General features: G+C 63.4%; 24 protein-coding genes. 8 read left to right on the top strand and 16 right to left on the bottom strand.

From position 1 onward, the window contains the following. A partial coding sequence (locus RMO57_RS13395; RefSeq protein WP_310387382.1) for a serine/threonine-protein phosphatase occupies positions 1-874 on the bottom strand: 874 nt, incomplete at its 3' end. Continuing rightward, entirely contained in the window at positions 871-1,839 is a 969-nt protein-coding gene (locus tag RMO57_RS13400; RefSeq protein ID WP_263533307.1) for a serine/threonine protein kinase, read from the bottom strand. The genes RMO57_RS13400 and RMO57_RS13395, both read right to left, overlap by 4 nt. A 31-nt stretch (positions 1,840-1,870) precedes the next feature. Between RMO57_RS13400 and RMO57_RS13405 the strand changes: the two genes are divergently transcribed. From RMO57_RS13405 to RMO57_RS13420, 4 genes are all read left to right on the top strand, one after another. Continuing rightward, entirely contained in the window at positions 1,871-2,830 is a 960-nt protein-coding gene (locus tag RMO57_RS13405) for a YicC/YloC family endoribonuclease (RefSeq protein WP_310387385.1), read from the top strand. A 149-nt stretch (positions 2,831-2,979) separates the two neighbouring features. Continuing rightward, a complete protein-coding gene (locus tag RMO57_RS13410; protein WP_310387387.1) occupies positions 2,980-3,252 on the top strand; it encodes a hypothetical protein in 273 nt (90 codons plus the stop codon). Between the two features lie 26 nt (positions 3,253-3,278). After that, entirely contained in the window at positions 3,279-3,437 is a 159-nt protein-coding gene (locus RMO57_RS13415) for a class II glutamine amidotransferase (RefSeq protein ID WP_310387389.1), read from the top strand. 56 nt (positions 3,438-3,493) lie between these two features. Next, the gene (locus tag RMO57_RS13420) at positions 3,494-3,913 is read left to right on the top strand and encodes a class II glutamine amidotransferase (RefSeq protein WP_310387390.1); all 420 of its coding nucleotides are present in this window, start codon (positions 3,494-3,496) and stop codon (positions 3,911-3,913) included. Between the two features lie 247 nt (positions 3,914-4,160). Here the strand turns inward: RMO57_RS13420 and RMO57_RS13425 are convergent, their stop codons facing one another. Genes RMO57_RS13425 through RMO57_RS13440 form a run of 4 tightly spaced genes read right to left on the bottom strand, consistent with a single transcriptional unit; the run spans position 4,161 to position 10,153 of the window. Next, on the bottom strand, positions 4,161-4,370 hold the full coding sequence (locus RMO57_RS13425; RefSeq protein ID WP_310387392.1) for a DUF2892 domain-containing protein: 210 nt from the start codon (positions 4,368-4,370) through the stop codon (positions 4,161-4,163). A gap of 34 nt (positions 4,371-4,404) precedes the next feature. Further along, positions 4,405-5,796: a TolC family protein gene (locus tag RMO57_RS13430; RefSeq protein ID WP_310387393.1), complete on the bottom strand. Its 1,392-nt coding sequence runs from the start codon at positions 5,794-5,796 to the stop codon at positions 4,405-4,407. Beyond that, a complete protein-coding gene (locus RMO57_RS13435) occupies positions 5,793-9,035 on the bottom strand; it encodes an efflux RND transporter permease subunit (protein WP_310387395.1) in 3,243 nt (1,080 codons plus the stop codon). The genes RMO57_RS13430 and RMO57_RS13435 overlap by 4 nt, the downstream gene beginning before the upstream one ends. 14 nt (positions 9,036-9,049) lie before the next feature. Further along, positions 9,050-10,153 carry an efflux RND transporter periplasmic adaptor subunit gene (locus RMO57_RS13440; protein WP_310387397.1) on the bottom strand — a complete coding sequence of 368 codons (1,104 nt, stop codon included), beginning with the start codon at positions 10,151-10,153 and terminating at the stop codon, positions 9,050-9,052. A gap of 125 nt (positions 10,154-10,278) precedes the next feature. Here RMO57_RS13440 and RMO57_RS13445 point away from each other — a divergent pair, with 125 nt between their 5' ends. The 4 genes from RMO57_RS13445 to RMO57_RS13460 are packed head-to-tail and all read left to right on the top strand — an operon-like array spanning position 10,279 to position 11,730. Continuing rightward, positions 10,279-10,707 (top strand): metalloregulator ArsR/SmtB family transcription factor, encoded by a 429-nt coding sequence (locus RMO57_RS13445; RefSeq protein ID WP_310387398.1) that lies wholly within the window; start codon positions 10,279-10,281, stop codon positions 10,705-10,707. Next, positions 10,704-11,033 carry a rhodanese-like domain-containing protein gene (locus RMO57_RS13450; RefSeq protein WP_310387399.1) on the top strand — a complete coding sequence of 110 codons (330 nt, stop codon included), beginning with the start codon at positions 10,704-10,706 and terminating at the stop codon, positions 11,031-11,033. The genes RMO57_RS13445 and RMO57_RS13450 overlap by 4 nt, the downstream gene beginning before the upstream one ends. 40 nt (positions 11,034-11,073) lie before the next feature. Continuing rightward, positions 11,074-11,457, top strand: a complete 384-nt coding sequence (locus RMO57_RS13455; protein ID WP_310387400.1) for a DUF302 domain-containing protein — start codon at positions 11,074-11,076, stop codon at positions 11,455-11,457. A gap of 15 nt (positions 11,458-11,472) precedes the next feature. Then, positions 11,473-11,730 (top strand): hypothetical protein, encoded by a 258-nt coding sequence (locus RMO57_RS13460; protein WP_310387401.1) that lies wholly within the window; start codon positions 11,473-11,475, stop codon positions 11,728-11,730. Positions 11,731-11,736: 6 nt separating this feature from the next. On the opposite strand, the gene RMO57_RS13465 is transcribed toward RMO57_RS13460, so the two are convergent. The 10 genes from RMO57_RS13465 to RMO57_RS13510 all read right to left on the bottom strand — a co-directional run. Next, the gene (locus RMO57_RS13465) at positions 11,737-12,093 is read right to left on the bottom strand and encodes a metalloregulator ArsR/SmtB family transcription factor (RefSeq protein ID WP_310387402.1); all 357 of its coding nucleotides are present in this window, start codon (positions 12,091-12,093) and stop codon (positions 11,737-11,739) included. Positions 12,094-12,177: 84 nt separating this feature from the next. Beyond that, complete coding sequence (locus tag RMO57_RS13470; RefSeq protein ID WP_310387403.1) at positions 12,178-12,372, bottom strand: hypothetical protein; 195 nt, start codon at positions 12,370-12,372, stop codon at positions 12,178-12,180. A 48-nt stretch (positions 12,373-12,420) separates the two neighbouring features. Then, a complete protein-coding gene (locus RMO57_RS13475) occupies positions 12,421-12,648 on the bottom strand; it encodes a hypothetical protein (protein WP_310387404.1) in 228 nt (75 codons plus the stop codon). A 320-nt stretch (positions 12,649-12,968) separates the two neighbouring features. Continuing rightward, positions 12,969-13,586 carry a peptidoglycan recognition family protein gene (locus tag RMO57_RS13480; RefSeq protein WP_310387405.1) on the bottom strand — a complete coding sequence of 206 codons (618 nt, stop codon included), beginning with the start codon at positions 13,584-13,586 and terminating at the stop codon, positions 12,969-12,971. Positions 13,587-13,628: 42 nt separating this feature from the next. Beyond that, on the bottom strand, positions 13,629-14,252 hold the full coding sequence (locus RMO57_RS13485) for a TonB-dependent receptor domain-containing protein (protein ID WP_310387406.1): 624 nt from the start codon (positions 14,250-14,252) through the stop codon (positions 13,629-13,631). Further along, positions 14,180-14,836, bottom strand: coding sequence for a hypothetical protein (locus RMO57_RS13490; RefSeq protein ID WP_310387407.1), 657 nt, complete (start codon positions 14,834-14,836; stop codon positions 14,180-14,182). The genes RMO57_RS13485 and RMO57_RS13490 overlap by 73 nt, the downstream gene beginning before the upstream one ends. A 180-nt stretch (positions 14,837-15,016) precedes the next feature. Next, positions 15,017-15,982: a dipeptide ABC transporter ATP-binding protein gene (locus tag RMO57_RS13495; RefSeq protein ID WP_310387408.1), complete on the bottom strand. Its 966-nt coding sequence runs from the start codon at positions 15,980-15,982 to the stop codon at positions 15,017-15,019. Then, positions 15,975-16,952: an ABC transporter ATP-binding protein gene (locus RMO57_RS13500; RefSeq protein ID WP_310387409.1), complete on the bottom strand. Its 978-nt coding sequence runs from the start codon at positions 16,950-16,952 to the stop codon at positions 15,975-15,977. Before RMO57_RS13500 ends, RMO57_RS13495 begins: the two co-directional genes overlap by 8 nt. Then, the gene (locus RMO57_RS13505) at positions 16,952-17,839 is read right to left on the bottom strand and encodes an ABC transporter permease subunit (protein ID WP_310387410.1); all 888 of its coding nucleotides are present in this window, start codon (positions 17,837-17,839) and stop codon (positions 16,952-16,954) included. The genes RMO57_RS13500 and RMO57_RS13505 overlap by 1 nt, the downstream gene beginning before the upstream one ends. Beyond that, the coding region (locus RMO57_RS13510; protein ID WP_310387412.1) for an ABC transporter permease at positions 17,839-18,286 on the bottom strand (448 nt) is incomplete at its 5' end. The genes RMO57_RS13510 and RMO57_RS13505, both read right to left, overlap by 1 nt.

Raw genomic sequence — 18,286 nt, forward strand, 5'->3', positions numbered from 1 at the left:
GGTCGATCTCGGCCTCATCCATCTCGAACCTGCGGTCGCTGCCGCCCACCCCGTCACGCCCCTGAATCGTCGAAGCAAAGCCTCGGTCTTCCAATTGTTGGGTCGACACCGTGACCGAGTCTTCGCCCGCGTCGGCCTCGCCGACACCGTCCCACTCCAGCGCCAGCACGGTCACGTTGTCGCAACGCGGCCCGCCATTGCGCAGCGCCTGCTCGACCAACTCGGGCACCGCGTCGGAGATCGGACGGGCGGCGAGTTGCTCGGTGATGATGTCGTCGGTGACCGTGCCCCACAAACCGTCCGAGCACAGCAACAATCGGTCGCCGGTTTCCAGCAGCATGGGGCCGTGGATATCCACCATCGGTTTGCCCGGACTGCCCAGGCAAGTGAACAGCACGTTACGGTTAAAGCCCTCGGCGCTTGGTGGCAGCCGACCCAGGGCCGCTTGCAGCTCGATATAGGAATGATCGCGGGTGCGCGCAATCAGCTTGGAGGCCCGCACCAGGTACAGGCGCGAATCGCCGCAATGCGCCCAATAGGCCTTGCGCCCTTGCAGCACGCAGGCCACGATGGTGGTGCGCGGCGTGTCCGACATCTGCTTGTCAGCGGCATAACGCAGCAGTTGCTGCTGCGCGATCAGAATGGCATCCTGCAAAAACGCCGCCGGATCGGCCAACGCCGGCTTGGCCTCACGCTGAAAAATCGCCGCCAAGGTTTGCAGCGCCAGCTGTGCGGCGACCTCGCCTTCCGGGTGCCCACCCATGCCGTCGGCCAGCGCAAACAAGCCGGCCTCACGGGTGTAGCAGTAGCCCATGCGGTCTTCATTTTTCTCACGTCCGCCGCGCCGGCTGACCTGGTAGGTGGTGAACTTCATGCCTTGGCTCCGGTCTTGAGGTTCTCCAGCTGCAGCTTCAACCGTTCACTGAAACTCAGTTTGGTGTAGCGCCGCTCGGTCTCACGGGCCAACTCTTTTTGCAAGGAGAACACGCTTTGCGGCCGCGCCAAGGGGTCCAGCGACATGCACCATTCGGCCACTTCGATCATATTGTCGGAGTAGACATTGCGCAGCCTCGACAGGCTCAGCGCCAGTCGGTCTTTCTCAAGCCGCTGCGGTGCGTCGTTAGGTGGGTAGCCCTGCATGCAGGCGTAGATGCAAGCACCAATCGCGTAGATATCGGTCCAGGGGCCTAATGCGCCGTCACGGCGGTACATCTCGGGTGCCGCAAAGCCCGGCGTGTACATCGGCCGGATGAAGTTACCTTCTTTGGACAACACCTCGCGCGCCGCGCCAAAGTCCAGCAACACCGCCTTGTTTTCATTGGTGATGAAGATATTGGCCGGCTTGATGTCCAGGTGCAGCATCTTGTGCTGATGGACGATACGCAGGCCGCGCAGAATCTCGTCAAACAGGCTGCGGATGGTCGACTCGCGAAACACCTTGTCGCGTTTCATATCGCGCGCGGTCACGATGAAGTCTTGCAAGGTGTCGCCCTGCAAGTAATTCATCACCATGTAGACGGTTTCGTTCTCGCGCAGAAAGTTCAAGACCGAGACCACGCTGGGGTGCGAGATCTGCGCCAGCGAGCGGCCTTCCTCGAAGAAGCTCTTCAGTCCGAGCCGGTAAAGCGGCTGCTTCTCGGGCCGCACACGCGGCGTCAGCTCGCCCGGCGAACGCTCGGCCAAGCTGGAGGGCAGGTATTCTTTCAGGGCGACGAGGTGGTGTTCGGGGTCTTCGGCGAGGTAAACCACGCCGAATCCACCTGCTGCCAGTCGTTTAATGATCTGGTAGCCCCCAACGACGGTGCCTGCAGGCAGGGGCGCCGGTTTAGGCTTTGACATAATCGTGTTTTATCTAAATACCGGACGCTAGATGCCAGTCTACAGCATGACAGGATATGCCAGCGCCAGCTCGCAGCCCTCCGCCCCCAGTGAAAACGCAGTTTCCCGGCACACGGAAAACACCGGGGTCACTCATCCAAACAGCCAAGCCGCCCATGCGGGCCTGACAGTCGAATTACGCTCGGTCAACGGCCGCTTTCTCGACCTGGGATTCCGCATGCCAGAAGACTTGCGAGGGCTGGAGCCGGCCTTGCGTGAGTTGCTGACGGGCAAGCTCAAGCGCGGCAAGGTCGAGTTGCGCATCAATACGCAGCGCGACGCTGAGGGCTCGTGGCCGCAGCCGCAGTCCGATCAGTTGAACCGTTTGTCGCGCCTGGAAGGTACGGTGCAAAACTGGCTGCCCAAGGCCCAGCCGCTGTCGGTGCACGAGGCCTTGCAGTGGTGCAAGGGCGGCGGCGCAGTAACCGAAAAGCTGGACGAGGCGGCCATGGACGCGGCACGCCGCTGCGTGGACGGGCTGCTCGAAGCGCGCGAGCGCGAGGGCGAGAAGCTGGTTGCCATTTTGTTGGAGCGGGTCGGCCGCTTGCGCGAGCTGGCCAACGCGGCCGAACCGATGCTGCCGGCCATCGTGCAGCGCCAGCAGCAGCGCTTTCTGGAGCGCTGGCAAGAAGCGCTGGCCAGCACCGGTGCGGCGCAGACTATCCCGGAGGACAACCTGAAGGAGCGTGCGCTCAACGAGGCCGCGGCTTATGCCATCCGCATCGACGTGGCCGAAGAACTGGCCCGACTGCGCGCCCATCTGGAAGAAATTGCGCGCCTGCTGAAAAAAGGTGGCGAAATCGGCAAACGCCTGGACTTCCTGATCCAGGAGCTGCACCGCGAGGCCAACACCCTGGGCTCCAAGGCGGCGGCGTTAGAGCTGACCAATATCTCGGTCGAAATGAAGGTCGCCGTCGAGCAATTGCGCGAACAGGTGCAGAACATTGAATAGGGTTTGCGGGCGCCTCAGAGAATCCACAAAACTCTTTACCAATCAATGGTTAAGCTGATTTTTTGTCTCAGGCCAAGCAAGGTCTGATGCCACCCGGCTCACGTTGATCGCTGGCTGCATAGCCCATGCTAGCGCTGTCCCTTGGGCCAATGGCTCTGCCGGTAGCGCCGCTCTTGCTGCTGCTGGCTTTCGGATTGACTTCAAGATCGGCGGCAGCGGTGCAGGCCTATCTGGACGCTCAGAACTTGCAGCTTGCCAAGGTCTATCTAGACGGACCTTCCAACCTAGGGCCAGCACTCGGCTCCCGGGGCTTGCCCAGCACCTTGTTCTACGCAGCCGATGGGCGCCTTCATAGCGCCCATACGGGCGTACTCAACGCCGCCGCCTTGGCCAGCAAGCTGCAAGACTTGCAACGCCGATGACATCTCAGTTTTGGAGGAGCTGATCGATGCGTGAATTGTTTGCCATCTCAACCAAAAACCCCAGCACGATTCAAATGGCGCTGGTGGAGTTTTCCCGGCATGGCGGTCTGAGCGCCCCTCACAAGGATGGTTTGGGCATCGCCTGGTACGAGCGTCTTGAAGGCAAACAGTTGCGCCTGATCTAGGAGGCGGGCCCGGCCGCCAGCAGCGCGAGCTTGCTGGCGCTTCAGGGCACGCATTCTTGACCACGCTCGCCATCAGCCATGTACGCCGAGCGACGCGCGGTGACGTGGCCGAGCGCAACAGCCAATCCTTCGCGCGGGTTCTTGGCACGCGCTGGCACAGCTTTGCACATAACGGCGATCTCCCCGGCATCGAGGCCCAGCCGACCCTCATGCCTAGCGCAATTCGTCCGGCCGGCGAGACCGACTCCGAGCAGGCCTTTTGTGCACTGCTTGAACGTTTGCAAGCGCTTTGGGCGACCAAGCAAGCGCCGACCCTGGTGGCTCGATTGAAGCTGATTGAGTGTTTTGCGGCCGACTTGCGCCGCCTCGGCCCTGCCAATTTCATTTACAGCGATGGCGATGCCTTGTTCGCACATGCGGACCGGCGCCGCCCTCACAACTACCTCAAACGTTGGCCGGCCGAGTCCCAAACTTGAGTCTCAATGGCGATGCCTTGGCCAACGCTTTGGGTGACGGTGCAATAGGACTCGAACTGCTCAAGTACCCGGTCAAGATGCTGTAGTTGCGCACCCGGCACGCCCAATCTCAGCTCGGCACGCATGCGCAGCGCCCTCATCCGCCCCCGGCATTTCTTCCCACCTCGGCCACAAACTCGACATTGAGTTGGTAGTCCTGCGGTTGGCGCAGGGTGCCGGTGATGATGTGGAAGTTCGTGTCAAAACATCAGGCGCTGCGACGCACGCCCAGCTTGGCCAGCATGCTTTCCATCAGACACCAACGGGTAAAGCCGCTTTGCAAGAGGTTGACGCCGACAAAGGCGGTGAAGGCCAACCACCAGCTCGAATGGAAGAAGGGGCTGGCGGGGCTGCCCAGCGCCAAGGACAAGAGAATGAAGACGCCGGCGACGACGCGGACGATTTGCCAAGTGTTCATGAAATGCTCCGTTTGAAAAAAGGTTGATGGTGATTTATCTGAGTGCGGCATTGATGCCGGCCATCGCGGCTTCGTCCAGATTGCCGCTCAAGGCGGCCAGGCGCAGGCGGTCCATCAGCAAGGCCACATGAGCCTGCGCCAAGCCCACAGCCGCAGCCAAGCTATCGTTTCCGGCGTTGAGCAACTCCTGGGTCGTGCGGTGTCCGACCTCGCGGCCAAGCCGGGTCGCGGCCAGGCGGGCCTCACTGGCTTTCAAGCTCTCCTGCAAGGCGCTGACGCGCTCGGCACCCACTTGCAGGCCCAGCCAGCTGGCTCGCACTTGCTGCTCCACCTGCTCGCGACTCAACTCGGACTCCAGCTGCGCTCGCTCCAACAGCCTGAGCGCCTCGACTTCTTTGGCCTCGCGGTAACCGCCCGAATACAGCGGCATAGAAAACTGCAGGCCCAGCATCTGCCTATTTGCAGAGTTGCTGGCCGAGCCGAAGTCGCCGCTGCCGCTGAGCCTGTCACGCATCACTTGCGCCACCAGCTCCAAGCGCGGGCTGGCCGAGAGCTTGTGCTTGCTCGCATCCAGCCGGGCCAGCTCGACGCCCAGCAAACGCATTCGCAGGCCCGGGTTGCTCTGCAGTGCCTGCGCCAACAAGGGCTCCAGCGCCAGCAGCTCGGCTTCGGTGCTAGCCAATTGCCTGAGCGGCAAGCGGGCCTCAAGGCCCTGCTGCGGCAGCCCGCTGCTATCGGCCAAACGCCGCTGTTTGAGCTGCACCTCGCTGCGTGCCGCCAAGCCTTGAGCGCGAATGCCGGCCAGGCGCGCCGCGGTCTCATGGCTGTCGGTCACCGGGCTTGAGCCGTTTTGAAACCGCGCCACGGCTTCTTCGTGCGCGGCCGCCACGGCCAGCTGCTGCTGCTCCACCAAGCGCAATTGCTGCTGCGCCAAGGCGAGATCGAAATAGCGCTCGGCCATGCGCAGACCCAGGCCCTGTTGAGCGGCCAGCAGTTCCAGGTCGGCCCTGTCTGCGGCCAGATTGAGCTGCTGGGCCTGCGCGCTGCGTTCCGGGTTGTAAAGCGGCTGGCTGGCCTGCAGCGCGACATTGCCGGCCGTGCCCTGCTTGACCGAGGTATTGAAATCAACCCCGGTTTGCTGGCCCAGGCCGGGCGCGCTGAACTGCGCACCGTGCATGCTTTGCGCCGCCGTGGCCAAGCCGGCACTGGCGCTCAAGCCCACGCTGGGGCGCCACAAGGATTTCGCTTGCTCGCGCTGCGTCTGGGCGGCTGCGTGACTGGCGCGGGCGACCGCGTACTCACGGTCGCTGGTCTGCGCGTTCTGCCAGACCTCCATCAGCTCGGCGGCTTGGGCCGCTGTCGCTGTGCCTAGCCCAAAAGCCAGCGTCGCCAACCAGAGACGCGGCTTGATGATGGTGCGGCTCATGCTTGACTCCCCATCGGAGCTGGCCCCGTGAGCAAATGCAGGCGCTTGCGGTAAGCCATGTAATAGAGCGTCGGGATAACGATCAAGGTCAGCAGGGTCGAGACCGCGATACCGAAGATCAGCGAGATCGCCAGACCATTGAAGATCGGGTCATCGAGGATGAAGAAGGCCCCCATCATGGCCGCCAGGCCGGTCAGGATGATGGGTTGCGCGCGCGTCACCGCCGAGCTGACGATGGCGCGCTCGAAAGGCATGCCACTGCGCACCTGCAGGTTGATGAAGTCCACCAGCAAGATCGAGTTGCGCACGATGATGCCGGCCAACGCGATCATGCCAATCATCGAGGTGGCCGTGTATTGCGCGCCCAGCAAGGCATGACCCGGCATCACGCCGATGATGGTGAGCGGAATCGGCGCCATGATGATCAGCGGAGTCAGGTAGGAGCCGAATTGCGCCACCACCAGCAAATAGATCAGCACCAGGCCGACCGCATAGGCCAGGCCCATATCGCGGAAGGTTTCATAGGTGATCTGCCATTCGCCGTCCCATTTGAGCGCGTAACCACGGAAAGCGTCGAGCGGCTGGCGGATGAAATACTCACTCAGGCCTTGGCCGTCGGGCGTTTTGATGTCGGCCAGCTTGCCCCGCATCGCGAACATGCCGTACAGCGGGCTGTCCACCTTGCCGGCCATCTCGGCGACGACGTAATGCACCGGGGCCAGATCCTTGTGATAAACGGTCTGCTCGCGCAAGCCATCGCTGATCGTCACCAGTTCACGGATCGGCACCATTTGGCCACCGGCCGCGCGCACCGTCAGCGCCAGCAAGGCATTCAAATCGCCTTGGCTTTCAGGCGCCAGCTGCAGGCGGGTGGCCGCCGGATACTTGCTGCCGTCATGCAGATAAGTGACGTCCTCGCCGGCCTGCGCCGTGTGCAGGGTGCTGACGATGGCTTGTTGAGATACACCCAAGAGCGCGGCCTTGCGTCTGTCCACCAACAATAGCTTGCGCGGCGCGGCGGCCGCACCGGAGTCATCGACATCCACCACACCGGGCGTGGCTTCGAACAAGGCGCGTACCTGCTTGGCAACCGCTGCCCTGCCCTCGACTTCAGGGCCATAAACCTCGGCCACGATGGGCGCCAACACCGGCGGCCCGGGCGGTACCTCGACGACCTTGAGATTGGCGTTGAAGCGCTTGGCAATCTGCTGCAGCTCGGGGCGCAGGCGGGTGGCGATGGCATGACTCTTCTCGCTGCGCTGGTGCTTGTCGACCAGATTGACCTGGATGTCGCCCTGCTCGGGCTGCGCGCGCAGATAGTACTGGCGCACCAGGCCATTGAAGTTGATCGGCGCGGCGCCGCCGGCATAAGCTTGGTAGTGGGTCACTTCGGGCACGGTGGCCAGGTAGGCACCCAGCTCACGCAGCACGGCGGCGGTCTGTTCCAACGGTGTGCCGGCGGGCATGTCCAGCACCAACTGGAACTCGCTCTTATTGTCGGAAGGCAGCATCTTCAGCAGTACCAGGCCGGTGGCCGGCAAGGCCAGCGAGACGGCAATCAGCACGGCAATGCCAGCGCCCAGCCAGCCACGATTGCGGCCACCGCGCTGCGGGTCCAGCAGCGGCTTGAAAACGCGCTCGAACAGCGGTGCCAGCTTGGCCGACAAGCCGTGCAGCGCCTCGGGGTCCACCTTCGCATCCTCAGGCAGCGCCTTCATCCACAACCGCGCCAACCACGGCGTGACCACAAAGGCGATGGCCAAGGACAGCAACATGCCCATGCTGGCATTGATGGGGATGGGGCTCATATACGGGCCCATCAGGCCGGACACAAAGGCCATCGGAAGCAGCGCGGCGATGACGGTCAGCGTGGCCAGAATGGTCGGGCCGCCAACTTCATCCACAGCGCCGGGAATCAGCTCACGCAAAGTCTTGCCGGGGAATAGCTGCTGATGCCTATGGATGTTCTCGACCACCACGATCGCGTCATCAACCAAGATGCCGATTGAAAATATCAAGGCGAACAGCGACACCCGGTTCAAGGTGAAGCCCCAGGCCCAGGAGGCGAACAGCGTCACCGTCAGGGTCAGCACCACTGCTGTGCCGACGATGGCCGCCTCGCGCCGGCCCAGCGCGATGAAGACCAGCGCCACCACCGAGGCGGTGGCAAACATCAGCTTCTGGATCAGCTTGGCGGCCTTGTCATTCGCGGAAGTGCCGTAGTTGCGAGTCTCGCTGACCTCGACTTCGGCCGGGATCACGGTATTGCGCAGCACCGCCACACGGGCCATCACGGCATTAGCCACGTCGATGGCGTTCTCGCCGGCCTTCTTGGTGATGGACAAGGTCACGGCTGGATAGTCTTGGCCCTTCTCGCCATGCCAGACATAGTGGCGTGGTCGCAGCGCACCGTCGTGGACCTCGGCCACATCGCGCAGGAACACCGGCTTGCCGGCATGTACGCCGACGATCAGCTCGGCCACGTCGCGCGCGCTGCTCAAGAACGGCCCGGCTTCCAGCGTCACCGCACGGTTGCCTTGCAGCAGTTCACCCAGTGGCAGACCCAGATTGGCCGATTGCAAGGTCTGCTGCAGTTCCGCCACGGTCACGCCTGAACTCGCCAGGCGGGCCGGGTCAATGTCGATCCGCACGCCGCGGCCGGGGCCGCCGAGGGTCGTCACCTCGCGTGTGCCGGGCACACGCTTGAGTTCAATCTCCATGCTGTGCGCGACCCGCTCCAGCTCGAAGGCGCCGATGTCCGCTTGCTTGCTGAACAGCGTCAAGGTGACGATGGGCACATCGTCAATGCCCTTGGGCTTGATGATGGGCGGCAGCACACCCAAGCGCTGCGGCAACCAGTCGGCATTGGACTGGACGGTGTCATGCAAGCGCACCAAGGCCTCGGTGCGGCTAACGCCGACCTTGAACTGCACCGTCAACACCGCCATCCCAGGGCTGGAGGCCGACATCACATGCTCGATGCCCGCGATCTGACTCAAGACCTGCTCGGCCGGCGTGGCGACCATCTGCTCCACATCGCGGGCGCTGGCGCCCGGAAAGGGGATCAGCACATTGGCCATGGTTACATTGATCTGCGGCTCTTCCTCGCGCGGCGTCACCATCACGGCAAAGATGCCCAGCAACAAGGCCAGCAGAGCCAGCAAGGGCGTGATTTGCGCGCTCAGAAAGAAGGCCGCAATGCGCCCCGAAACACTCAAGGAATTGGAGGATGTCGTCATCGCCTGACCCCAGCTCAGCGGACTTGCGCCGCGACCTGCGGCTCCAGGGCGATGCGCTCACCGGCACTCAGGCCGCTCAGCACCTCGACCTGATCACCTCTGACCGCACCCAGGCGAATCTGGCGCAACAGCGGCTTGCCGCTGGCGGCAATGACGTAGAGCCCGTCCAGCTCGGCGCGTCTCACCAAGGCTGTGCGCGGCACCCAGATGTTCGCGGCTGGCACGCCGCCTGCACCTGCGGCTGACGCGGCAGGCAGGCTGACGCGGGCAAACATGCCGGGCACGACGCCGCTCGGTTTGGCCGGCAGGTCCAAGCGCAGCTGCATGGTTTGCGAGACTGCGTCGGCGGTGGGCAGCAGTTGCACGCGCAAGGCCGTGATGGCGGCACCGGCCGCGCCCAGACCGGGAATTTCGATTCGAAAATCGCGCGCACCTTCAGCGACGCTCAGGCTGCTGGCCAGGCTTTGCGGCAAATGGGCCGTCACCCGCAAGGCAGCGGGGTCGTAAACGGTCGCCAGCGGCCGGCCCGGCATGGCCATATCGCCCAGCGTCACCGGCAGCTCGGCGATCACGCCGTCATAGGGGCTGCGCACAATGCTCAAACCGCTCTGCGTGCGTGCCACGGCGACTTGTGCCAACTGCGCATTGGCTTGCGCTTGGGCCGCCTTGAACTGCGCCTCGGCCTGATCCAAGGCGGCCTGGCTGATGTAGTTCTGCTTGAATAGACGCTGCTGACGCTCCAGCTCCTGGCTGGCCAGTTGCAAGGCCGCCCGAGCCGACTGCGCTTGTGCCTCGCTGACCGCCGTCGCTTGCTCGGCCGCGCGGGCATCAATGCGCATCAATACCTGACCGGCCTTGACCCGGTCACCCGCCTTGACGTCGAGTTGCACGACGGCACCAGCGACCTGCGCTGCCAAGACGGTCTGGCGCAAAGCCTCGACCTGACCGTCAAAGCTCAGCCGCTGACCCGCAGCGCCGGCCTGCACCAGCAGGGTCTTCAAGGTCGGCGTTGGCTTGGGCTGTGTGTCGGCGCGTGCGGCCAGTGGCTGGGCCAAGAGCGCCAACAGAACAAGCAATGAGGCCGCCGTGCCAACGCTGCGGGGCGAGGCTGGCTTCATCAAGGAAGCTGTGGATGTTGTATTTGTCTGCATGGTGGTTGTCGCTGGCGGGAGCTGGACATTTGTATATCGTTACCGTATTATTTGCGCATTCACGCAAATAGTCAAATACCGACAACGCATCAATGAAGAAAACTGCCCAGCCCACCATCTCGCCTGCAGACATCGCTGAAACCAGTGAAAAAGCTGTCGCCAAGTTCGAAGCCTTGAGCGACGCGGCACTGCAGCAGGTGGCCAGCTACTTTCAAGCGCTGGCGGAGCCGACGCGTTTGCAGATCCTCAATCTGCTGCGCCACCAGCCCTGCAAGGTCGGTGACATGGCCGAACTCTGTGCTTGCTCGGTCGCCAATGTCTCCCGGCACTTGAGTTTGTTGCAGCAACGCGGCTTGGTCACGCGCGAGAGTCGCGGCACCAGCGCCTACTACCGCATTGCCGACCCCGCCATCTACGAGCTTTGCGAACTTGTCTGCGGCCGGCTCGCCGATCAGGCCGAATGCCTGGCACGCGAGCGCGCCGCCTTCCCCTTCAATCCAGCAAAGAGTACCCAACCATGAACCCAAGTCAGCTTCAATTGGACCCCCTGTCTGCCCAGCAATCTCTGGCCCTGCCGGGCTGCTGGTTGATCGATGTGCGCGAGGCGCATGAGGTGGCGCGGGCCGGCTTTGACTTGCCCAATGTGATCCATTTGCCTTTGAGCGAATTGCAGCAGCGCCATGCCGAATTGCCCCGCAACGCCGATCTGATCCTGGCCTGCGCTGCGGGTGGGCGCAGCATGCAGGCGCTGCAGTTTTTATTGCACCAAGGACACACCAAGGTGCGTAATCTGGCCGGCGGCATCGGCGCCTGGAACAGCCACGGCTTGCCGGTTCGGCGCAGCTGACCCCTCCCCGCAACTGACCATCCCCGCAACAAGGAGCCTTATGTACTACATCATCGAGAGCGACAAATCATTCGAGCAAGCCAGTGTCGATCTGGAAGCGGCGGTCAAACGTCAGCAGTTCGGCGTGCTGCATGTGCACAACCTCGGCGCCACGCTGCGCGGCAAGGGGCTGGCCTTCGAGAGCGAGTGCAAGGTCTTTGAGGTCTGCAATCCGGCCCAAGCGGCGCGGGTGATGGCCATCGATATGCGGCTGAATATGGCCCTGCCCTGCCGCATCTCCGTCTACACCGAGGCGGGCCGCACCAAGCTCGGCATGATTGAGCCGGTGAAAATGCTAACGGCGCTTTCGGTTGACCCGGAGCTGGCCGCCATCGCGGCCGAGGTCGAGGCGCAGCTGCGCGTCATGATGGATGAGGCGGCCTGATTGAGCTCATGAGCAATGGCCGAATTTTTCAAATCTTCGACACTGTGGGTGATCGACTTTCGTTACCAGGGGCGTGCGCGGCGCTGGTTCAAAGCCTTTGAGCGCTCGCTTGACGCGAGTGCCATCACCGTGGCCATCACCGAGCAGTTGTGCGAACTCTATGCCGACCGAGCCCAGCTGGTGGGCGTGCAGCCCGCCAACGCAGAAGAGGAAGCACAGTACCTGCGCGGCGAAGAGCCAAAGAACCAATACTGCCCGACCAGCAGGGGCTGAAGATTTTCAACGAACCCCAGCCGGCATCAAGCGTTCTTTGGTCGCGATCTCCGCACTGGGGTTCATCTCCAGCTCCACCTGCGTGCAGACGGCCCGGCACAATGCCGCAACCCTCTCGCTTTGCAACTGGTAATAGATTTGCGTGCCCTCGCGGCGCTTGGACAGCACCCCGCTGCGATACAAGGTGGACAAATGCTGCGACATATTCGGCTGCGTGGTGTCGATCTCGCTCAGCAGTTCGGAGACATTTTTCTCACCATGGCAGACCGCGCTGATGATTTTCAGCCGGATCGGTGTCGACAGCAGTGAGAACAGTTCGGCGACCGATTCAAAAACCTTGTCTTGCGTTGCGCGAGCGTCCATGATTCCCTGGCGTGGTGGCAATTATTCATTGTATTCGCAAGCAACGATATAGCCGCGCGGCTGCGCCGGATCAGGTTCAGCTCTTCATTTGAACTTGTAGTGCTGTTGGTTCAGCACCGCCGCGACTGCGGTGACCTCCTCCGGGAACAGCCCCAGCTTCAAGTCGGCGTCCTTGAAGATTGCGGGCCCCTCTTGGGCCAAGGCCGGCGCAGCAAGTATGGCGGCCAGCATGGTGGTCAGCGCGCAGGCGACGAACTTCAATCGATAGCAATCACTCATGGCTACTGCCATAGAAAGCCGGACCGCCCCCTGACCAACACCTCAGCGCTAGCGCGGCAGCATCGCCTCCAAGGGCAAGGGCCGGAGTCGCGCCGCGTGGCCTGCACAGTCGAAGGCCTCAAAGCGTTGCAAGCACAACAGCTGCTTGGCGGCCAGACGGGCGGCAGCAAAGGCCTTGCGCGGGTCAAACTCAGCCTGCTGTTCACGCATCAGCCGGCGCATCGCGCCGAACATCACCAGGCCAATATCGGTGGCGATCTGGCCGCTGCGCAGCAACTGCGGTGCAACCCTGCGCGCGGAGTGCCGACCAGTTACTCAAGCGGGCTTGTTCGAGCGCAGCTTGAAGAAACAAAGCCCGCGATCCAATGGCATGGGCAAGGGGCCGCCTCAATGCGTACTGGCGAAGCCGGCCTGATTTGAAACTTTGGCATTGCGACTGAGGTGAGCTCTGAGTTTGCTGGTTTTGGCTTGCTACATCATTCAAGGCGACAGACCCTGCGCATCCTCGACGCCGGCCAGCAACGTGGCCAGACCAAGCTCAAGCAGTTCGTCGGCGGGTTGATCGAATACCTGGGAATAAATTGGCAAGAAGCACCTCACGGCAGCAAGACTCGAACCTGCAACCTAGCCGCGACTGCGCGCCTGAAGAAGCCGTTCTCGACGTAGCGATAAAGATGTTTTCCAGGGCAGACGGTTTGGGCGCTGTAGTCCCGGTGCGAAGCAATCGCGTCGGCGCTCAAACCGTTCTCTTGCGCCAGCCAGGCCATCAACTCGACCGTGCTGTGCAAGGCCGCTGCGCTGGGCTCGGCGTCCTCGAAATTACCCAACAACATCACCAGCGCATGCCCGTCGGGCCGGTACTCGGTGTGGGTGTCGCCGGCCACAAAGTCGGGCCGCGCCGCATAGATGCGCCCGTCCGGTGCCACCACATAGTGATAGGGAATGTCGAGCCAGCGCTGGCTCAGGCGCGACCAACTCTGCAGACGCCGCAGATAGGCCGCCACATCGGCGCCGTCCACTCCGGCGCTGCTCGGCTTGGGCCAAGTTTCGCCCTGGTGATGCAAGGTGATGTACTTGATGCGCTGGGGCGCGGTCTGGGCCAGCGTCTCGGCGGCGATGGCGCTGCCGCCCCAGATGGGCACCGCGATGATGGCCGGCGCCGGCAGCGTCCGCTGGGGGTGGGCGCAGCCGCCAAGGCCGACAGCCATTGCCATAACCGCGCGCCTCAGCGGGTGGCTGAATAAGCCTTTCATGCATCAAAACTTGTAACGCGCTTCTACGTAGTATTGGCGGCCGCTGACGTCGAGCTTTTGCTGCTCTTCCTCGCTGTAGCGGTAGCTGGCACGGGTTGGGTTGAGCAGATTGGTCGCATTGAATGACAGCTGCAAGGACTTGTTGAGGTCGTAGTTGAGCGAGAAAGCCAGATTGGACACGGCCGCAGCCATCGTCGGCGCCACCGGCATGGTGATGCCGTTGATGACGCTCAGGCCCTGGCTGTTGGCGGTTGCCAAAGGTGCCGTGGTGCTGGACACATATTCGCCGCGATAGTTGTAGACCAGCCGCGCACTGAAGGCATCGTTCTCGTAATAGCCGCCCAGATTGCCGGCCCATTTGGAGGCCCCCGTCATGGGGCGGCCATCGTCCACCTTGGTGTAGGCGTAACTGACATTGGACTGAAAGCCAAAGCCGGCGCCGATCGGTTGCTCCAGTTGCAACTCGACGCCGTGAATGCGAGCCTTTTGCTGCGACGAGGTGTTGATGTTGTAGGTCTTGACGGTGTCCGTCGTGGTGTCAACCAAGTCCACCGTCACGTCCTGCTTGATGGCACCGGTCTTGGGGTAGCCCTTGATATTGCTGGCATAAAAACTGACCTGCGCCAAGGAGCGGCGGGCATAGAACCAGAGTAGCAGCTGGTTTGACGCTCGGTCATTTCGATTTCACTGGCAACGCGCCGCTCGAACTCGGGCGTGGTCGCCTTCAGCTGTGTGGCGGTGAAGTCGCGCATCACGGCGTAAGGAAAGTAAATACCGCTGTTGTCCCAATTGTTGCCGCCCAGCTCGCTGCCAAAGTCGGCCGGGAAGCCGATCGCCTGGCTGGCCGGCGGGGCTGCGGTGACCGCCGACTTGAAGGCCGGTGCCCAGCGCCGCAGATCCCGGCGATGGTCGGCATGCCGCGCGCCAAACGCCAGCGAGTTGAAGATGCCGCTTGCTTGGCTGTATTCGCCGTCCAAGGCTAGGCTCTGCTCGGAGTCCACCGTCCTTACACCCGACGCAGCGCGACCGATCAATTTATAGCCACTGCCATCGGCATTCAGCACGGGCAGGTTGCTGCCGGCGCCGAACACGGCGTTGTCCGGTGCGTTTTGCAGGCCATTCAGTTTGTAGCTGAGGCCGGTGCCGTAGCGGGCGTAAGTTAGGCCTTGGTCCAGCGCCGTGGCCCCGATGCCCTTGGTGGTGCTGAACACCGCCTTGAGCAGCAGATCCTTGCTGGCCTGGAACTTGATGTCGAAATCCAGGAAGCCGCTGCTGGCTTCGGCGCCGTTGCGGAAAAAACCTTCCGAGTTGCCGATGTACTGCGGCGTCGTGCCGGCCGGCCGGCCGGGAACATGATGTCGGCGCCCTTGAGTACGCGCAGCTTGCCGCCGTCAAGCTTCGTGGCAGGCCACCAGCCGACCATCGAGCGGGCGGGGCAGCGGCGCTTCTTGCCGGCAGCGCTCGCGCGCCAACGGGCAGCGCTGATGGAAGGCGCAACCCGGCGGCGGGCTCAAGGGGCTGGGCAACTCCCCCTTCAAATGAATCCGCGTGCGTCTGTCGCTGGCCGCCAAGGCCGGCGTCGCGCTCATCAAGGCCTGCGTATACGGATGCAGCGGCCTGGCGAAAATGCTCTGCTTGGGCCCTTGCTCGACCGCCCGGCCCAGATACATCACCAGCACATCATCGGCCACATGTTCCACCACGCTGAGGTTGTGGGAGATGAAGACATAGGCGGTCTTGAACTCGTCTTGCAGGTCCATGAAAAGGTTCAGGATCTGCGCCTGGATCGACACATCCAGCGCCGACACCGGCTCGTCCGCCACCACCACGCGCGGGTTCAGCATCATGGCGCGTGCGATCGCAATGCGCTGGCGTTGGCCGCCCGAGAACATATGCGGGTAGCGGCGCAAATGCTCGGACCGCAAGCCGACCTTGGCAAGCAGGGCCTCGACCCGCTCGGTGCGCTCCGCCCGCGATAGCGACGTGTTGATCAGCAGCGCCTCTTCCAGCGTGGCCCCGATACTGGCACGCGGATTGAGCGACGCGAAGGGGTTCTGAAACACCATCTGCACTTGCTGGCGCAGTGCGGCCAGCGAGCCCCCCTTGGCACCTGCTGCGTCAACGCCGCCCAAGTGCAGTGCGCCCGCACTGGGCGCCTCGATCAGCGTCAGCTGGCGCGCCAGCGTTGACTTGCCGCAGCCCGACTCACCCACCACCGCCAGAGTGCGCTGCGGCCAGAGCTTGAACGACACGCCGTCGAGTGCCTTGACGGTGGCCTTGGGCTTCAGCCAACCCTGCCCCACCCGGTAGTGGCGACTCAGCTGCTGCGCATGCAACAAGGGCTGCGAATCAAACATGGGCCTGGTCCTTCAAGACGGGAAAAAAGCAACGCACGCCGTCCAGCAGCGGCGGGCGCTCGCCAAGGCAGCGCGCCTGCACGCCTGCGCAGCGCGGGCTGAACAGGCAGCCGGCCGGCCGATCGAGCGCGCCGGGCACGATGCCGGCCAAGGCGCTAAGCCGTCTGGCGCCGTGGTTATGCTCCGGGATGGCTGCCAACAGCGCTGCGGTATAGGGGTGACGGGGTGCCTCAAAAACGCCCGGCGCGGCAGCCGTTTCAATCACCTGGCCGGCATACATCACCGCCACCTGGTTCGTGCCCGCTTGGCCCATCTCGGCCATCTCGGCCACCACGCCGAGGTCATGCGTGATCAAAATCAAACTCATGCCCTGCTCGGTTTGCAAGCGCAAGAGCAAGTCCATGATCTGGGCCTGAATGGTGACGTCCAGCGCGGTGGTCGGCTCGTCGGCAATCAAGAGCTTAGGCGCACAGGCAATCGCCAGGGCAATCATCACGCGCTGGTTCATGCCGCCCGAAAGCTGGTGCGGGTAGGCGTCGGCGCGGCGCGCGGCGTCGGGGATTTCCACCAACTCCAGCAGCTCGACCACGCGCTGCTTCAAGGCCGCGCCGCGCAAGCCCAGATGGGCCCGCAATACCTCGGCAATCTGAAACCCGACCGTGTAGCTCGGGTTCAGGCTGCTCAGCGCGTCCTGGAACACACAGGCCATCTCGCGCCCGATGATCTTGCGGCGCTCGGCCGGCGTCATCTGCAACAGATCCCTGCCCTCGAATTCGAGCGCATCCGCCGTCACCACGCCGGGCGCATCGATCAAGCCCATCAAGGCCAGCGCCGCGGCCGACTTGCCTGAGCCGGACTCACCCACGATGGCCAGCAGCTCACCGGCCTTGAGGCTCAGGTCGACGCCGTCAACGGCGGGGAAGCTGCCGAACTTGACCCGCAGGTTTTTGATATTGAGTAGTGCCGTCATCAATTCAGCCGCTTCAGCTTGGGGTCGAGCGCGTCGCGCAGGCCGTCGCCCATCAAATTGATGGCCAAGACCGTGATCAGGATGCTCAAACCCGGCAGCGTCACCACCCAGGGCGCGCGCTGCATATAGTCGCGCGCGGCCGACAGCATGCCACCCCATTCCGGCAGCGGTGCCTGCACACCCAGGCCCAAAAAGCCCAAGCCGGCAGTCTCCAGAATCGCCGAGGAAAAGCTCAAGCTCGCATTCACGATCAGTGGCGCCATGCAGTTAGGCAGCACGGTGACGAACATCAGGCGCGCGGTGCTGGCACCCGCCACCCGGCTCGCGGTGACATAGTCGCGGCCGATTTCGGCCAGCGCGCTGGCGCGGGTCAAGCGGGTGTAGCCGGGCAAAGCGCCGATCGCAATCGCAATCACCGTGTTGACTAGCCCGGGGCCTAACACCGTGATCACACAGATCGCCAGCAGCAAGCCCGGCAGTGCCAACATGATGTCCATCACGCGCATGATGACCGGGGACAGCAAGCGCTGGTGAAACGCGGCCAGCAGCCCCAGGCAGACGCCGGGCAGCAGCGACAGCAGCACCGATGCCAGGCCGATGCCGAGCGAGATGCGCCCGCCGTGCAGCAGCCGCGACAGCAGATCGCGGCCGAGCTCATCGGTGCCGAGCCAGAAGCGGGCGCTGCCCGTGGCGGCCCAGACCGGCGGGGTCAGCATATGGTCACGGAACTGCTCGGTCGGGCTGTGCGGCGCAATCCAGGGCGCCAGCAGCGCGGCCGTGGCAATCAGCGCAAACACCAGCAGCGCGATCAGCGCGCCGCGGTTGGCGGCAAAGGCCGCACAGAACTCGCGCGCCGGCGATGGGTACTCGACAAGCTTACTCATCATCAATGGGGCGACCTGATGCGCGGATTGACCACGCCGTAAAGGATGTCGACCAAGAGGTTGACGGCAATGAAGGTCAAGGCCGAGATCAGGATGCCGGCTTGCACGACGGGATAGTCGCGCCGGCCGATCGAGTCGATCAGCCACTTGCCGATGCCGGGCCAGGAGAAGATGGTTTCGGTCAGCACCGCACCGGCCAGCAGGCTGCCGGCCTGCATGCCTATCACCGTCAACACGGGGATCAAGGCATTGCGCAAGGCGTGCACAAACACCACCCGGCTCGGCGACAAGCCGCGCGCACGGGCGCTGCGGATGTAGTCCTCGCGCAGCACCTCCAGCATCGACGAGCGCGTCATCCGCGCCACCACTGCCATCGTGCTGGTGCCCAAGACCAAGGCCGGCAACAGCAGGTGCGCACAAGCCGAGCGAAAAGCGCCCTCCTCCTCGCTC

Origin of the sequence: Roseateles sp. (genome assembly GCF_031397715.1) — a bacterium.
In the GTDB taxonomy this organism is placed as follows: Bacteria; Pseudomonadota; Gammaproteobacteria; order Burkholderiales; family Burkholderiaceae_C; genus Paucibacter_A.

Excerpts from the sequence above, each read along its gene's own strand:
- RMO57_RS13480 (WP_310387405.1), bottom strand. The coding sequence starts at position 13,586 with ATGGCAATGGCTGTCGGCCTTGGCGGCTGCGCCCACCCCCAGCGGACG.
- RMO57_RS13400 (WP_263533307.1), bottom strand. The coding sequence starts at position 1,839 with ATGTCAAAGCCTAAACCGGCGCCCCTGCCTGCAGGCACCGTCGTTGGG.
- RMO57_RS13415 (WP_310387389.1), top strand. The coding sequence starts at position 3,279 with ATGCGTGAATTGTTTGCCATCTCAACCAAAAACCCCAGCACGATTCAA.
- RMO57_RS13465 (WP_310387402.1), bottom strand. The coding sequence starts at position 12,093 with ATGGACGCTCGCGCAACGCAAGACAAGGTTTTTGAATCGGTCGCCGAA.
- RMO57_RS13500 (WP_310387409.1), bottom strand. The coding sequence starts at position 16,952 with ATGACGGCACTACTCAATATCAAAAACCTGCGGGTCAAGTTCGGCAGC.
- RMO57_RS13440 (WP_310387397.1), bottom strand. The coding sequence starts at position 10,153 with ATGAAGCCAGCCTCGCCCCGCAGCGTTGGCACGGCGGCCTCATTGCTT.
- RMO57_RS13470 (WP_310387403.1), bottom strand. The coding sequence starts at position 12,372 with ATGAGTGATTGCTATCGATTGAAGTTCGTCGCCTGCGCGCTGACCACC.
- RMO57_RS13460 (WP_310387401.1), top strand. The coding sequence starts at position 11,473 with ATGGCCGAATTTTTCAAATCTTCGACACTGTGGGTGATCGACTTTCGT.
- RMO57_RS13430 (WP_310387393.1), bottom strand. The coding sequence starts at position 5,796 with ATGAGCCGCACCATCATCAAGCCGCGTCTCTGGTTGGCGACGCTGGCT.
- RMO57_RS13495 (WP_310387408.1), bottom strand. The coding sequence starts at position 15,982 with ATGTTTGATTCGCAGCCCTTGTTGCATGCGCAGCAGCTGAGTCGCCAC.
- RMO57_RS13505 (WP_310387410.1), bottom strand. The coding sequence starts at position 17,839 with ATGATGAGTAAGCTTGTCGAGTACCCATCGCCGGCGCGCGAGTTCTGT.
- RMO57_RS13410 (WP_310387387.1), top strand. The coding sequence starts at position 2,980 with ATGGCTCTGCCGGTAGCGCCGCTCTTGCTGCTGCTGGCTTTCGGATTG.
- RMO57_RS13450 (WP_310387399.1), top strand. The coding sequence starts at position 10,704 with ATGAACCCAAGTCAGCTTCAATTGGACCCCCTGTCTGCCCAGCAATCT.
- RMO57_RS13425 (WP_310387392.1), bottom strand. The coding sequence starts at position 4,370 with ATGAACACTTGGCAAATCGTCCGCGTCGTCGCCGGCGTCTTCATTCTC.
- RMO57_RS13405 (WP_310387385.1), top strand. The coding sequence starts at position 1,871 with ATGCCAGTCTACAGCATGACAGGATATGCCAGCGCCAGCTCGCAGCCC.
- RMO57_RS13445 (WP_310387398.1), top strand. The coding sequence starts at position 10,279 with ATGAAGAAAACTGCCCAGCCCACCATCTCGCCTGCAGACATCGCTGAA.
- RMO57_RS13455 (WP_310387400.1), top strand. The coding sequence starts at position 11,074 with ATGTACTACATCATCGAGAGCGACAAATCATTCGAGCAAGCCAGTGTC.
- RMO57_RS13435 (WP_310387395.1), bottom strand. The coding sequence starts at position 9,035 with ATGACGACATCCTCCAATTCCTTGAGTGTTTCGGGGCGCATTGCGGCC.